At 70.8% G+C, this 14,273-nt stretch carries 11 protein-coding genes; 8 read left to right on the top strand and 3 right to left on the bottom strand.

Translation table 11 applies throughout. The features are described from left to right. The first annotated feature begins 222 nt into the window (after nt 1–222). The 6 genes from ABD331_RS17570 to ABD331_RS17545 all read left to right on the top strand — a co-directional run bounded on the left by ABD331_RS17570 (nt 223) and on the right by ABD331_RS17545 (nt 6,394). Complete coding sequence (locus ABD331_RS17570) at nt 223–1,509, top strand: ABC transporter substrate-binding protein (RefSeq protein ID WP_344475887.1); 1,287 nt, start codon at nt 223–225, stop codon at nt 1,507–1,509. Next, nucleotides 1,506–2,480 (top strand): carbohydrate ABC transporter permease, encoded by a 975-nt coding sequence (locus ABD331_RS17565; protein WP_344475884.1) that lies wholly within the window; start codon nt 1,506–1,508, stop codon nt 2,478–2,480. Before ABD331_RS17570 ends, ABD331_RS17565 begins: the two co-directional genes overlap by 4 nt. Then, entirely contained in the window at nt 2,480–3,301 is an 822-nt protein-coding gene (locus ABD331_RS17560; protein WP_344475881.1) for a carbohydrate ABC transporter permease, read from the top strand. The genes ABD331_RS17565 and ABD331_RS17560 overlap by 1 nt, the downstream gene beginning before the upstream one ends. A 33-nt stretch (nt 3,302–3,334) precedes the next feature. Beyond that, nucleotides 3,335–4,750, top strand: coding sequence for an RICIN domain-containing protein (locus ABD331_RS17555; protein ID WP_344475878.1), 1,416 nt, complete (start codon nt 3,335–3,337; stop codon nt 4,748–4,750). Nucleotides 4,751–4,944: 194 nt separating this feature from the next. After that, a complete protein-coding gene (locus ABD331_RS17550; RefSeq protein WP_344475875.1) occupies nt 4,945–5,373 on the top strand; it encodes a hypothetical protein in 429 nt (142 codons plus the stop codon). 817 nt (nt 5,374–6,190) lie between these two features. Then, complete coding sequence (locus tag ABD331_RS17545; protein ID WP_344475872.1) at nt 6,191–6,394, top strand: hypothetical protein; 204 nt, start codon at nt 6,191–6,193, stop codon at nt 6,392–6,394. A 28-nt stretch (nt 6,395–6,422) separates the two neighbouring features. Here the strand turns inward: ABD331_RS17545 and ABD331_RS17540 are convergent, their stop codons facing one another. From ABD331_RS17540 to ABD331_RS17530, 3 genes are all read right to left on the bottom strand, one after another. Next, complete coding sequence (locus ABD331_RS17540; protein WP_344475869.1) at nt 6,423–7,400, bottom strand: Acg family FMN-binding oxidoreductase; 978 nt, start codon at nt 7,398–7,400, stop codon at nt 6,423–6,425. Nucleotides 7,401–7,425: 25 nt separating this feature from the next. Then, nucleotides 7,426–9,900, bottom strand: a complete 2,475-nt coding sequence (locus ABD331_RS17535; protein ID WP_344475867.1) for a cation-translocating P-type ATPase — start codon at nt 9,898–9,900, stop codon at nt 7,426–7,428. A gap of 122 nt (nt 9,901–10,022) precedes the next feature. After that, nucleotides 10,023–10,772 carry a universal stress protein gene (locus ABD331_RS17530; protein WP_344475865.1) on the bottom strand — a complete coding sequence of 250 codons (750 nt, stop codon included), beginning with the start codon at nt 10,770–10,772 and terminating at the stop codon, nt 10,023–10,025. A 140-nt stretch (nt 10,773–10,912) separates the two neighbouring features. On the opposite strand from ABD331_RS17530, the gene ABD331_RS17525 reads away from it, so the two are divergent. Continuing rightward, the gene (locus ABD331_RS17525; protein ID WP_344475862.1) at nt 10,913–13,504 is read left to right on the top strand and encodes a bifunctional acetate--CoA ligase family protein/GNAT family N-acetyltransferase; all 2,592 of its coding nucleotides are present in this window, start codon (nt 10,913–10,915) and stop codon (nt 13,502–13,504) included. A 60-nt stretch (nt 13,505–13,564) separates the two neighbouring features. Next, entirely contained in the window at nt 13,565–14,272 is a 708-nt protein-coding gene (locus tag ABD331_RS17520; RefSeq protein ID WP_344475859.1) for a CBS domain-containing protein, read from the top strand. Nucleotide 14,273 lies beyond the last annotated feature (1 nt).

The raw sequence follows: 14,273 nt of genomic DNA, 5'->3' as shown, positions 1-14,273 counted from the left end.
CAGGTGAGCGCCGGTTCAGGTAATCGGTTACTTGAGCAGTGCCCTGGACGCTAAGAGATCCGTCCGGACCCGTCAAGCCCGCCCCCAGCACGTTTGTAACGAAGAGTTAACAGCGCATTGACGGCACCGGAGATCCGCGTCTAGCGTCCGGCTCACGACGTCTGAAGTAACCGGTTACCTGACATCGGCCCCGACTCATCCCCCCAGCGAGAGGTGGCCCCGATGGACAGACCACTCACCCGGCGCGGACTTCTGAAAGGCTCCGTGCTCTTCGTCGCCGGCGCCGCCGTCTCCGCGTGCTCGACCGGAGACCCGCTGGCCAAGGGCACGGCCGCGCCCGCCGGGAGCGGCGCCCGGATCACCCTGACGCACTGGTACCACGAGTACGGCGAGGAGGGCACGCAGCAGGCGGCCATGAAGTACGCCGCCGACTTCACCAAGGCCAACCCCGACATCGCGGTCAAGGTCTCCTGGATCCCCGGCGACTACGCCACCAAGTGGACGGCCGCCGTGCTCACCGCGGAAGGCCCCGACGTCTACGAGGTCAACGACGTCAGCCCGAACATGGTCAAGGCCGGCCAGGTCACCCCGCTGGACGACGTGCTCGGCGCGGAGAAGGCCGACTTCAACGCCAAGGTGCTGGCGCCGTACACGTGGGGCGGCCAGGTGTACGCGGTGCCCATGATCATCGACCCGATGCTGGTCTTCTACCGCAAGTCGCTGTTCCAGAAGGCCGGCGTGAGCGTCCCGACCAGCTTCGCGGAGTTCTCCGCGGCGGCCAGGAAGCTCACGCAGGGCAAGCAGAAGGGCCTGTTCGTCGGCAACGACGGCATCGGCGACCTCGGCCTGGTGGGGGCCTGGTCGAACGGCAACCTCCTGGTGAACGAGCGCGAGATCATCTACGACGACCCGAAGGTGGCCGAGGTGCTGACCGCGCTCAGGGACCTCTACGAGGCCAAGGCCACCCTCCAGGGCTACTCCACCGACTGGTGGGACCCCGGCGCGCTGATCAACGGGGCGGCGGCCATGCAGTGGTGCGGCCTGTGGGCCGTGCCTGGCCTGACCGAGGCGCTGGGCGACGACTTCGACGCCTTCGCGCTGCCGCCGTTCGGGCCGGGCGGGCAGGCCGTGGTCAACATGGGCGGCTGGGTGCAGGTCGTCAACGGCAAGAGCGCCCACCTGGAGGCCGCCAAGAAGTACGTGCGCTGGCTGTGGGTGGACAACACCGCCGCGCAGACCGACTGGAGCCTGGCCTACGGCTTCCACATCCCGCCCCGCAACAGCGCCGCCGCCAAGGCCGACAAGCTCAACACCGGGCCGGCCAAGACCGTCATGGACGCGGTGGCCGCCAGCGGCATCAAGCAGCCGGCGCTGTGGACGCCCGAGGTCCGCGCGCCGTACGAGGACGCCATCGTGGCGATCGTCGGCAAGGGCGCCGACGCGGGCAAGACGCTGGCGGCGGCGGCCAAGCGGTCGCAGGACATCCTGGACAAGGTGCCGGTGCTATGACGACCACGGCCGCGCCCCTCCGTCCCGACACCGGCAGGCGCCCCGCCGCGGGACGGCGGGCCGCGCGCTGGCCGGCCTGGCGCGCGTTCCTCCTGCTCACGCTGCCGATGGTGGCGGGGCTGTTCGTGTTCAAGTACGTGGCCATCGGCTGGGGGCTGCTGCTCAGCTTCAACGACGCCCGCGGCACCATCGCGCTCGGCGACTGGAACGGCCTGGAGAACTACCGGCGGCTGCTGAGCGACCCGGCCTTCACCCGGTCGCTGGTCACGATCCTGCTGTTCACGCTGTTCATCGTGCCGGTGACGTTCGCCCTGTCGCTGGGCCTGGCCGTGCTGGTGAACCGGCTGCGGCGGGGCCGGGCGCTGTTCCGCACCACGTTCTTCATCCCGGCGGCCGTCTCGTACGTGGTGGGCGCGCTGGTGTGGAAGATGAGCCTGTTCAGCGGCACGCCGTCGGGCGTCGCCAACAGCCTGGCCTACCTGCTCGGCTACCAGGAGTCGATCGGCTGGGTGGCGACCGTGGACCCGCCGCTGTACTGGATCGTGCTGGTCACGGTGCGGCTGTGGCTGCAGACCGGCTTCTACATGATCCTGTTCCTGGCCGGCATCCAGCAGGTGCCCGCCCAGCTCTACGAGGCGGCCCGGGTGGACGGCGCCGAGTCCGAGGGCAGGCTGTTCCGGCACATCACCTGGCCGATGCTGCGCAACACGTCCGTGGCCGTGGTGCTGCTGCTGATCATCAACGCGTTCCAGGCGTTCGACGAGTTCTACAACATCCTGGTCTCCAACCTGTCGGGGCTGGCCCGCGCCGACGGCCGCACGCCGCTGATCCACCTGTTCCAGACGGCGCTCGGCGAGCAGAACTACGGCGCCGGGTCGGCGGGGGCGTTCGTGGTGACCCTGCTCATCGTGGTGTTCACGCTGCTGCAGGGCCGCTTCGCCGGGTTCGGCAGGAACGAGGAGGAGGGCTGATGAGGAAACGGCATCTGGGCTCGTACGCGGCGGTGATCGTCTTCGCGGTGCCGTTCCTGCTGCCGTTCTACCTGCTCATCCGCAACGCGCTGATGACCAGGCGGGAGCTGGGCTCGCTCGACTGGCACTGGTGGCCGGAGACCGTCACCTTCCAGGGCTTCGCGGACGCGTTCGGCAACGAGGCCGTACCGCTCGCGCACGCGCTGTGGAACTCGTTCCTGATCGCCGCGATCTCCGCGCCGCTGTCGACGCTGCTGGCCTCCATGGCCGGGTACGCGCTGGCCCGCATCCCCGTGCCCGCCGCGAGACCGGCGTTCTTCTTCATCATCGCCACCATGATGGTGCCGGGCGCGGCCACGTTCATCCCGACGTTCGTGGTGGTCGGCTCGCTCGGCGGCGTCAACACCATGTGGGGGCTGATCGTCCCCGGCCTGTTCAGCGCGTTCGCCGTGCTCCTGTTCCGCGGCTTCTACCTGCGCTTCCCGCGCGAACTGGAGGACGCGGGCCGGGTGGACGGCCTCGGCTACCTCGGCCTGTACGGGCGGCTCGCGCTGCCCAACTCCGGCGCCCTGTTCGCCTCCCTCGGCATCCTGTCCTTCATCGAGCACTGGAACGCGTTCCTGTGGCCGCTGGTCATCGGCCAGGACCCGGAGTTCTGGACGGTGCAGGTGGCGCTGTCGACCAACCTCAACCAGCAGGCGGTCAACCTGCCGGCGCTGTTCGCCGGTGCGCTCGTGGCCATCCTGCCCCTGGTCGCCCTGTTCCTCATCGCGCAGCGGTGGATCGTCAGGGGCGTCCTGCTCACCGGCATCAAAGGCTGACCCTCTTCGGCCCAGGCTGATCGGAGCACCCTCATGTCCCGCATCCTGCCCCTGCTCGCCGCCCTCGTCCTGACCCTCTTACCTGCACTCCCCGCCCGAGCGGCCCCCGTCACCGTCGCGGTCGGAGCCCAGTTCACCGACACCTCGGGCAACCTCCTGCACGCCCACGGCGGCGGCGTGGTGAAGGTCGGCTCCTTCTACTACTGGTTCGGCGAGAACCGCAACCCCGACGGCACCTTCCGCTACGTCTCCGCCTACCGCTCGTCCGACCTGCGCACGTGGGAGTTCCGCAACCACGTGCTCACCCAGTCCAGCGCCCCCGAACTGCAGGTCGCCAACATCGAACGCCCCAAGGTGATCCACAACCCGGCCACCGGCCAGTTCGTCATGTGGATGCACAAGGAGAACGGCAGCGACTACGGCGAGGCGCGCGCGGCCGTGGCCATCTCCAGCACCGTGGACGGCGCCTACACCTACTTGCGCAGTTTCCGCCCGCTCGGACACATGTCCCGCGACATCACCGCGTACGTGGACACCGACGGCACCGGCTACATGATCTCGGCCGCCGACGAGAACTACGACCTGCACGTCTACCGCCTGACCCCGGACTTCACCGACGTGGCCGCCCTGGTGCGCAGGTGGGACGGCGACCACCGCGAAGCGCCCGCCCTGTTCAAACGCAACGGCGTCTACTTCATGCTCACCTCGGGCGCCACCGGCTGGCAGCCCAACCAGGCCAAGTACGCCACCGCCACCAGCATCACCGGCACGTGGAGCGCCTGGCAGAACGCCGGCGACACCCTCACCTACGGCTCCCAGCCCGCGTTCGTCCTCCCCGTCCAGGGCACCTCCGGCACCTCCTACCTCTACCTGGGCGACCGGTGGGCGGGCGCGTGGGGCGGCCCGGTCAACGATTCCCGCTACGTCTGGCTCCCCGTCCAGTTCCCCACCAACACCACCATGAGCCTCACCTACGCCCGCCGCCTCACCCTCGACACGGCCACCGGAACCCTCACCACCACCGGCACCGGGTACGACCGGCTGACCGTGCGGCACTCGGGCAAATGCGTGGACGTGCGCAACGGCTCCACGGCCGATCTCGCGGCCGTCATCCAGTACGACTGCAATGGCGGCACCAACCAGCAGTGGCGCATTCAGTCGGTCAGCGGCGGTTACGTGCAGATCGTGGCCCGGAACTCCGGCAAGTGCCTCGACGTGAACGGCGTCAGCACTGCCGATGGGGCGGCTGTGCAGCAGTACGGGTGCGGGGCGGGGGCCAATCAGCAGTGGACGTTGCAGGATGCGGGAGGGGGATATGTGCGGGTGGTGGCCAGGCATTCGGGGAAGTGTCTCGATCTGCCGAGTTCGGCGACGGGGAATGACGTGCAGTTCAAGCAGTATTCCTGCAATAACGGCGAGAATCAGCAGTTCAGCAGGTCAGAGCTCTGACGGGGAATTCGTTCGGTGACGGATGGTGCCCGGTTTTCCGCAGGGAACCGGGCCTGTCCATGACTTCCGGTCTCCCTACGGTCTCCCCCGGCGGCCATGTCTTTCCTGCCCGCTTTCCTATTTCCCTCTGAATTTATGCTTGGAGGTTCAAGCTGTGGCCCCTCCCCTCCCCCGGCAGGCACCGCCGCCGCGTCGTGGAGACCGAAGAATACGTGGCGATGCTGCACCGCATGGTGGACGCGCTCGCCCGACGGCTTTCCGACGACCCGGCCGGCCTGGTACACGTCGAACCCCTGCGGCAACACCTGCGGGACGCCATGAACATCGCCATCGCCATCAACCAGGACAAACCGGGCGGCTACTCCTTCGGGGAACTCGCCAAGATCCTCGGAATGCGACGGGAATCCGTCTACGACAGGGCGCTCAAGGGCCGCAGCCTGACCGCCGCGATGCGGGCACGGCTCGGCGTGATCAACCTCCGCGAACACCGCAAGGCCCGCCTCCAACGGGCGGCGCTGCCAGAACGCCATGTGGCTGAAGGACGACATCGAGCCTGCTCCGCACAAGGGCCAGGCATCGCACCGGCCCACCTGGAAAATCGACGGGCGTTCACCCTTGAGTGAGCCCAGCGTGAAGTGCCGCGCCAGGCAGCAACTGTCCTCGCCGATGAGGCCGTCGCTGTGTCAACGGCACCACGCTGGCCTTCGCGTTCACTTCTCACTGGACGCAGGCGATTTGGGGCGCACACGGCGCTCCATCGCCCTGCGGGTCGGTGCTGGGCGGGGCGACGAGGGCCATGGAGTTTTCGGATGGGTGGCAACAGTCGGCGACCTGCCATTCGTCGCGTTCCCCGACCAGGTGATGACGTCCTGGGAGACCACGCGGCGGTTGACCCCGCTTGCAGCAGGTGGCGTCCAGGAACAGGTAGGGAACTGCTGGTCGGACAGGGAGCGGGCACGGAAACCCGACACCTCCTCGTGGAGGTCGGCACAGATCCGCGAAGCCTCTCTCTTCAGACGGTCCGCCAATCAGGCAGCGTTGTGAAGTGCCGGCGGCCATTTCCAGCGGGCCGGATGCGGACAGACATCTAAGCACGCGGCGCGGACCGCTGATTTCTCAGCCGCACACGTACGCCAGCCCGAGCTGGAGATCTTGTCGCCACCTGACTGAGCACGTACGCCCGCAACCCACGTCCTCGATGCTGCGATCGCCCGGGCCGTTGCCGCACTTGAGGATGGTGTCGAGGCGGACCTGGTCGTGCTGAGGGAGGAGGAACCGCCGCCGGCACGGCTTTCCTCTCCCTCCTGCACGAGACCGCCATCGATGACACCCCGCCACATGACCTGGTGGCGGTGCTGTCCGCTGCTGACGATGGGGATTCGCCGGAAGCCGCCCGCTTACGGGTGGAGTGTGCGACCTATTGGCTATTCCTGCTGGACGGTGGGCGAGGTGTTCGCCGCCTCCCTGGACGGCGTTCGCCTCGACTATTGCACTGATGTGCCTGCCTGGGAGGGCGGCTTCGACGCGCTCGCGGAGGTGCTGGCCGCTTTCTCCACCGACGCTCGTAGTGCCTGGCAAGCGATCAGCCGGGTCCGGCCGGCGTGGCAGTTGAGCGTTCATGAGCTCATGGCATGCGGCGAGTAGCCGGAAATGACTGCTCAGCGGTCGCCGCTCACTCCAGGACGTCGGAAATCGGGCGGCGGGGGACGTCCTTGTCGTCGTCGAAGGTGACGCCGAGCCGCATGATCATTTGCGGGTACTCGCCGGAGCACAGCTCCTGCCGCAGGAACTCCCGCAGCAGGTCCATCTCCAGCGCCTGGGTGTGGAAGGCGGCGCTGACCCCGTGCGCGGAGGCGTGCAGCAGGACGTGCTGCAGGGCCTGGCCGGCGGCGATCCAGTCCTCGCGGCCGTCGGAACGGGTGGTCAGGACGGCGACCACTCCGGTCGCCGCTTCCGCAGGCGTGCCCTGGGCGCCCCAGCCGTGCCGCCAGGAGTAGTGCCGCTGCGGGAAGTCCGGCTCGGTCGGTGCCGGTTCCTGAGGGTAGGCGTCGGCGGGCACCCCGTCGGCGCGGGTGCTGCCGGGCGGCCGCGCCCATCGGATGATGTCGAGGTTGAACCGCTGGTCCTGTGTCTGCAGGGTCTGCGCGGCCTGGGTGAGCGCGGCGAGCACGCCCACCGCCTCGGCGGAGCGGATCGGCGTGAGCCTGGCGCCCTCGGCCGCGGCCGCGCTGACCAGCGAGTCGATGAGTTGCTCGGGCACCGGCACGTCGGCGAAGCCTGCCCGATGGGTGCGGCGGCGCTCGATCTCGCCGCCGAGCACCCAGGTGGGCTCGTCGGCCTGTGTCTCCTCCCCCGGCCTGATCGTGGCCAGCAGGGCCGGCCGGTCGGGGTCGGGCAGGATCCGGACGGCAGGTTCGTACCCTTCGCAGCGCATCGCGACGCGCATCGTGAACAGGGCGGCGCCGCAGCTGATCAGCAGTTCCCGGCCGGCGGCGTCGGCGGCCCGCAGCCTTCTGGCGGTGTCGGCCCGCAGGCTGATCTCCTCCCCGGAGACGGCGAAGGTCCAGGGCTGGGTGTTGTGCACGGACGGTGACCAGCGGCCGGCCTCCACCGCCGCGTCCAGTGCCTGCTTCGGGGAGCGGGTGCTCATGGTCTGCCTCCAGAGGACGGTGGGTTCAGCGCATCACACGGGAGGCGTCCGGTGAAGCACGCCGCCCCCTGGCTTGCCAACCCTTGTACGCCGCATCGGCCACGATCATGACGGGGATGGCCAGAGCTGCCAGCAGCCACCCGGCCGCCGGCGGGAAGGATCCGCCGAGCAGGTCCGCCACGGCAGGCAGGCCGAGGAAGAGCAGGAGCAGGATCGCTTCGACGGCGATCGCCCCGAGCAGCAGGCGGTTGGTGTTCCAGCGGATCCTGCCGATCCAGCGGGACTCGCTGCGGCAGGCGAAGGCGTTGGCGAACTGGCCGAGCACGACGGCGGCGAACGCGGTGCCCGAGGCGGCGGCGAGCAGGGCCGGGCTGGGTTCGGTCCCGATCTGCCAGCCGCCCAGCAGCAGCACTCCGGCGAACGCGCCCATCTCCGCCAGGGCCTGCGCCGGGCCGAGCACGCCGAACACGCGTACCAGCACGCGGCGGTCGATGAGGTTGCCGGTGCGGGCCGGGCCGTGCATGGTTCGCGGGTTGGCGGGTTCGGCGCCCAGGGCGAGGGCGGGCAGCAGGTCGGTGCCGATGTCCAGGGCCAGCACTTGCAGCACGCTGAGCGCGAGCGGGATCGTGCCGCCGGACAGCGCCCAGACGGCGAACGGGGTCAGCTCGGCCACGTTGTCGGTCAGGTGGTAGGTGAGGAAGCGGCGCACGTTGGCGTAGGTGGCGCGGCCGAGCTCGATCGCGGAGACGATGGTGGCGAAGTGGTCGTCGAGCAGGACGAGGTCGGCGGCCTCGCGGGCGACGTCGGTGCCGGAGGCGCCCATGGCGATGCCGATGTCGGCTTCGCGCAGGGCCGGGCCGTCGTTGACGCCGTCCCCGGTCATGGCGACGACGTGGCCGCGTGCGCGCAGGGCGCGGGCGATGCGTAGCTTGTCCTCGGGGGTGACGCGGGCGACCACGACACCGTCGTGGTCCAGGAGCTCGCCCAGGGCGGCGTCGTCGGCGGGCAGGTCGGCGCCGGTGACGATGAGCTCCTGCTCGCCGAGCAGGCCGACCTCGGCGGCGATGGCGCGGGCGGTGCGCGGGTGGTCGCCGGTGATCATGGCCAGCTTGATGCCGGCGATCCGGCACTTCCAGATCGCCTCGGCCACGTCGTCGCGGGGCGGGTCGTACAGCCCCACCAGGCCGAGGAAGCGCAGGTCCCGTTCCTCGGCGGTGTCGCCGCGGGCGACCGCCAGCACCCGCAGGCCCCGGTCGCTCATCCTGGCCAGGGCCTCCTCCACGCCGGGCACGGCGCGGCAGAGGGGCAGCACGGCGTCCGGGGCGCCCTTGAGATGCAGCCGCCCGTCGGCCATGACGGAGGCGCGCCGCCGTACCGGATCGAACGGGAACCTCGCGGTGATCTCACCGGTCAGGTCCGCGTCCAGGCGCAGCGCTTCGGCGTGCAGGGCCACCTCCATCGGGTCGCCGACCGGCTTGCCGCCGCTCATCCGGCCGGTCGAGCTGAGGACGGCCGAGCGCAGCACGTCCGCGGGGGTGGAGGCGGGCGCCCACAGGTCGGCCACCGTCATCTCGTTGCGGGTGAGCGTGCCGGTCTTGTCGGTGCAGATGAACGTGGCCGAGCCGAGCGTCTCGACCGCCTCCAGGTGGCGGACCAGGGCGTTCCTGGACGCCATGCGCTGCGCGGCCCGCGCCAGCGACAGCGTGACGGTCGGCAGCAGCCCTTCGGGGACCAGTGCCACGGTGACGCCGAGCGCGAACAGGAAACTCGCCCCCGGCTGCATTCCGAGCAGCTGCGCCAGCCCGAAGAACGCGGCGCCCACCGCCAGCGCGATCCCGGCGACGATCCTGACCACCTTGCCGAGCTGCACGGACAACGGGCTGGGCGGCCGGGACGCCTCCTGGGTGAGCCGGGCGATGCCGGCCAGCCGGGTGCGGCCGCCGGTGGCGATCACGACGGCCTCGGCTTCGCCCTCCACCACGAACGTGCCCGCCAAGGCGCGCTCGCCGGCGGCGGGGTGCGCCAGGCGGCTCTCCCCGGTGAGCATCGACTCGTTGATGCCCAGCGCGTGCACCTGGGCGAGTTCGAGGTCTGCGGAGATCCGGTCGCCCGCCTCCAGGAGGACCACGTCCCCTGCGACCAGACCGGCGGCCTCGATCGAGACCCGCCTGCCGTCGCGGCGCACGACCACGCCGGCCGGGATGAGCTCGCGCAGCCGCTGGGAGGCCTGGTCGGCGCGGTATTCCTGGGCGAAGGCGAAGGCGCCGTTCAGCAGTACGACGATGACGATCGCGGCGGCGAGCTGCGGCATCCCGGCCAGCAGCGCGAGCACGGACGCGCCCCACAGCAGCAGCGCGAAGAAGTGCGCCAGCTGGCGCAGCAGCAGCACGACCGCGGGGGTGCGGCGGGCGGACGGCAAGGTGTTCGGCCCGTCCCGGGTGAGCCGCGACGCCGCCTCGGCGGCGGTGAGTCCTCGCCTGAGCTGGGACACCGTGGTCATGACCCTCACTGTGAGCGCATCCTGTGCGGCCGGGCAGGGACCTTTGGCATCGGGGTGCGGGCCGTTCGGCTTTCATCGGTGGCGGGCGGGCACGGAGCCGTGCGCGAGGTCCGTGGTCACCTTCAGCCCACGACCGCCACCGGGCAAGGAGCGTGCTGCAGGAGGGATCCGGCGATGCCTGCGCGTGCGGCACGCTTGCGGCTGACGATCATGAGCGTCGCGGCTTCGTGGCCTGTGGCGCGTTGGACCCGCACGCCTGGATGGCGTGCCACCCACGCGGCGAGGTCCGTCGAGTGGGCGAGAGGCAGCCGGCGTAGGATCGCCTCCTCGAACGCGAATTCCAGCACCGAGCTGTCGGCTTCGCGATCGATCACGACGATCGGGCCGGGGTTCGTGGCGGCGGGCAGCGGTCCGGGCCCCCGCACGACGATCACGGGGCAGTATGCGTGGGCGGCGACGTGTCTCGCCACCGAGCCCATCACCGCTCTGGACAGTGTGCTGAGCCCTCTCGATCCGACCACGACGAGCGCGGCGTCATGGGAGAGCTCGACGAGGCGTTCCGCGGCGGGGCCCTCGTGCAGGTCGGTCGAGACGTCCACGCCGGAGCTGGTGTGGCGGGCGCAGTCGGCGCCGTGCCACAGCACGTGCTCGGCCGCCTTGCGCAGGTGGGCCTTGGCGTCCTCCTCCGCCTTGCCGTACGGCCACTGCCAGGCGTGGGCGAGGGTCAGGGGCAGCTTCCTCAGCTCGGCCTCGTCCAGTGCCCAGTCCAGCGCCTGTACGGAGAAATCGGAGCCGTCGTAGCCGAGCACGATCGGGTTCATGGCCGTGGCCTCCCATCCGGCCGGGGGCCGATGCGGCGTCCCGGTGGTCATGCCACCAGCCTTGCCGGGTATCGGTGCACCTGGCAGGGACTTTCGGCCTTCGTGCCGGGGTCATCCGGCTCTGCCTGCCATATGGGCATGCGGGGAGCCTCGGGAGGTGAATGAACCCATTGAGGAACGGGAGACGCACCATGTCCGAGGGTTACGACGTCCTGCTGCGCGACGGCGGCATCGCCCACGTGCGCCGGCTGCGCCCCGATGACCGGGCGGCCCTGCACGAGCTGGTGGAGCGCTCGTCGGAACGCTCGGCTTACCTGCGTTTCTTCACCGGCGGCCGGAGCACCGCTCACTCCTACATGGACCGCATCACCTCGGACGTCTACCGCGGGCACGCTCTGGTGGCCGGCCTGCGGGGCCGGCTGGTCGCCGTCGCGGAGTACATCCCCATGGACGACGGCAAGGCCGACCTGGCCATCCTCATCGACGACGCCGTGCACGGCCATGGGCTGGGCACGCTGCTGCTGGAACACGTCGCGCTGGACGCGGCCGAGCACGGGGTGCGCACGCTGGTCGCCGACGTGCTGGCCGAGAACCAGCCGATGATCCGGGTGCTGCACGACCTCGGCCTGGACGTGGCGCGCCGCTACGAGGGCGGCCTGCTGCACCTCGACATCGCCGCCCGGCCCACGGCCCGGCTCCGTGAGGGCATCGAGGCGCGCGATCACGAGGCGGCGCGGGCGTCGCTGGCCAGAGTGCTGACCCCACGTTCGGTGGCCGTGATCGGCGCGAGCCGCAACGAGCGGGCGGTGGGCCACAAGGTGCTGCGTAATCTGCTCGACGGCGGCTTCGACGGGCCGATCCACCCCGTCAATCCCCACGCTGCCGAGGTGGCCGGGCTGGCCTGCCACGCCAGGGTGCCCGGCGGCGTGGATCTGGCCGTGGTGGCCGTGCCGGCCCGGCACGTGCTGGAGGTGGCCAGGGACTGCGCGGCGGCCGGGGTCGCCGGGCTCGTGGTGCTGACGTCGGGATTCGCCGAGGCCGGGAAGCGGGAGGCGGAGGGTGAGCTGCTGCGGATCTGCCGGTCGGCGGGAATGCGGCTGGTCGGCCCGAACTGCCTGGGCGTGGTCAACACCACGGCCCGGCTGAATGCCAGCTTCCTGCCACACCGCCCGGTGCAGGGGCGGGTGGCGCTGATGTCGCAGTCGGGGGCGGTCGGGGCGGCGCTGCTGGAGCGGCTGGAGGTGTCGTCGTTCGTGTCCGTCGGCAACAAGGCGGACGTGAGCGGCAACGACCTGCTCGAGTACTGGCAGGACGACCCTGCCACGGACGTGATCGCGCTGTATCTGGAGTCGTTCGGCAACCCGCGCAAGTTCGCCCGCATCGCCCGCCGGGTCGGGCAGAGCAAGCCGGTGCTGCTGGTCAAGAGCGGCCGCAGCGGCGCCGGGGGCCGGGCCGTGCGCTCGCACACCGCCGCGGCGGCCACCCCCGACGTCGCGGTGGACGCGCTGACCCGCGCGGCGGGGGTGATCCGGCTCGACAGCGTCAACGAGCTGATCGACACCGCCAAGCTGCTGGCCGGCCAGCCGCTGCCGGAAGGAGGGCGGGTCGCCATCGTGGGCAACTCGGGCGGCCCGCAGGCGATGGCGGCCGACGCCTGCGAACGTCACGGCCTCACCGTTCCCGAGCTGCCGCCCGGCCTGCTGGAGGCGCGGGCTGCCGCCGCGCTGGGCAACCCGGTGGACCTGACCGCCGACGCCACCGCGGACGAGATCGGCTCCGCCGTCCGATCGGTCGCTGCCTCTCCCGAGGTGGACGTGGTCCTGGTCGTCTACACGCCGCCGTTCGGCTCCGGCCTGGAGCAGACCCGCCACGCCATCGCCACGGCGGCCAAGACAGCGGACAAGACCGTGCTGGCCTGCCTCATCGGCCACGACGGCCTGATCGACGGCCGGGTGCCCGCCTACGCCTTCCCCGAGCAGGCTGTCGCCGCCCTGGCCCGCGTCGTGCGTTACGCCGGATGGCGCCGCGCCCTCGCCAAGTCCGCCGAGGTGCCCGTTCAGGCGGATGCCGGGGCGGCACGGCAGATCATCGAAGCGGAGCTGGCGGAGCGGCCGGAAGGCCGCTGGCTCTCCCCCGAGACCACCGCCCGGCTGCTGAGCTGCTACGGCGTGTCCCTGGTCGAGTCGCTGGAGGTGAACGGCCCGGACTCCGCGGCCGAGGCGGCCCGGCGGGCCGGCCTGCCGGTCGTGCTCAAGGCCGTCGGCCCGGTGCACAAGAGCGACGTGGGCGGTGTCCGGCTCGATCTGCGCACCGAGGAGCAGGTACGGCAGGCATACCAGGAGATGTCGTCCCGCATCGGCGGCGAGATGACCGGCGCGATCGTCCAGCGCATGGTGCCGGGCGGCGTCGAGATGATCGTCGGCGGCGTCAGTTACCCCTCTTTCGGGCCGCTGGTCATGGTGGGCATGGGCGGGGTGATGGCCGACCTGCTGGCCGACCGCGCCTTCCGCGTCCCTCCGGTCACCGACGCGGCCGGCATGATCGAAGAGCTGCGCTGCGCTCCGCTCCTGCACGGCTACCGGGGTTCGCCACCCGTCGACGCCGAGGCTCTCGCCGGCCAGATCACCCGCGTCGGCCGACTGCTCGACGACCTGCCCCAGGTGGCCGAGCTCGACCTGAACCCGGTCATCGCCGGCCCCGGCGGCGCGCTCACGGTGGACGCCCGGATCAGGATCGCGCCCTGCCAGCCGCCGCCCTCGCCGCTCCTGCGGCACCTGCGCTGACCAACGACCGTCCCCGTCAGGGACCTTCGCCTCTGAGCGCCGCCACGTGAGCGAGGTGTGATGAAAGTAACCGAGAAGGAGGCCGTCATGCGCATGACCGTCGCGGACGTGATGACGGAGAAGGTCGTCACCGTGTCCGCCGCCACCCCGTTCAAGGAGATCGCCGAGACGCTCATCAACGGCGGCATCAGCGCCGTCCCCGTCGTCGACGACGACAACCACGTGCTCGGCATGGTGTCGGAGGCCGACCTGCTGCGCAAGGAGGAGTTCCGCGAGCAGTTCTACCACGAGGGCTACCGGCCGCCGCTGCGCGCCCGGCTGCGCCACCCCAAGGGGCGGGACAAGGCCGAGGGCGACACGGCGAGCGAGCTGATGACCAGTCCCGCCGTCACCGTCACGGCCGCCTCGTCTGTGGTCGAGGCCGCGCGTCTCATGGACGAGCGCGATGTCAAGCGGCTCGCTGTCGTCGACTACGACGGCCGCCTGGTGGGCATCGTCAGCCGCCGTGACCTGGTCAAGCTGTTCCTGCGCTCCGACGAGGAGATCGCCCGCGTGGTGCGCGAGGACGTCCTCGACAGAAGCCTGTGGGTGAACACCGACGGCGTGCGGGTGGACGTGCGCCAGGGCATCGTGACGCTGACAGGCTGGATGGAGCACCGCTCCGAGGCGGCCATCGCCGTGCGCATGGCCGGCCGGGTCAACGGCGTGGTGGACGTCGTCGGCAAGCTCACCTGGAAGCAGGACGACTCCAGGTGGGAGGCGCGCTAGT

Origin of the sequence: Nonomuraea monospora, assembly GCF_039531895.1 — a bacterium.
GTDB classification, from domain to species: domain Bacteria; phylum Actinomycetota; class Actinomycetes; order Streptosporangiales; family Streptosporangiaceae; genus Nonomuraea; species Nonomuraea monospora.
The sequence above is the reverse complement of the archived record's forward strand: the minus strand, read 5'-3'. Positions and strand labels throughout refer to the sequence as shown.

Excerpts from the sequence above, each read along its gene's own strand:
- ABD331_RS17570 (WP_344475887.1), top strand. The coding sequence starts at position 223 with ATGGACAGACCACTCACCCGGCGCGGACTTCTGAAAGGCTCCGTGCTC.
- ABD331_RS17565 (WP_344475884.1), top strand. The coding sequence starts at position 1,506 with ATGACGACCACGGCCGCGCCCCTCCGTCCCGACACCGGCAGGCGCCCC.
- ABD331_RS17560 (WP_344475881.1), top strand. The coding sequence starts at position 2,480 with ATGAGGAAACGGCATCTGGGCTCGTACGCGGCGGTGATCGTCTTCGCG.
- ABD331_RS17555 (WP_344475878.1), top strand. The coding sequence starts at position 3,335 with ATGTCCCGCATCCTGCCCCTGCTCGCCGCCCTCGTCCTGACCCTCTTA.
- ABD331_RS17540 (WP_344475869.1), bottom strand. The coding sequence starts at position 7,400 with ATGAGCACCCGCTCCCCGAAGCAGGCACTGGACGCGGCGGTGGAGGCC.
- ABD331_RS17535 (WP_344475867.1), bottom strand. The coding sequence starts at position 9,900 with ATGACCACGGTGTCCCAGCTCAGGCGAGGACTCACCGCCGCCGAGGCG.
- ABD331_RS17530 (WP_344475865.1), bottom strand. The coding sequence starts at position 10,772 with ATGACCACCGGGACGCCGCATCGGCCCCCGGCCGGATGGGAGGCCACG.
- ABD331_RS17525 (WP_344475862.1), top strand. The coding sequence starts at position 10,913 with ATGTCCGAGGGTTACGACGTCCTGCTGCGCGACGGCGGCATCGCCCAC.
- ABD331_RS17520 (WP_344475859.1), top strand. The coding sequence starts at position 13,565 with ATGAAAGTAACCGAGAAGGAGGCCGTCATGCGCATGACCGTCGCGGAC.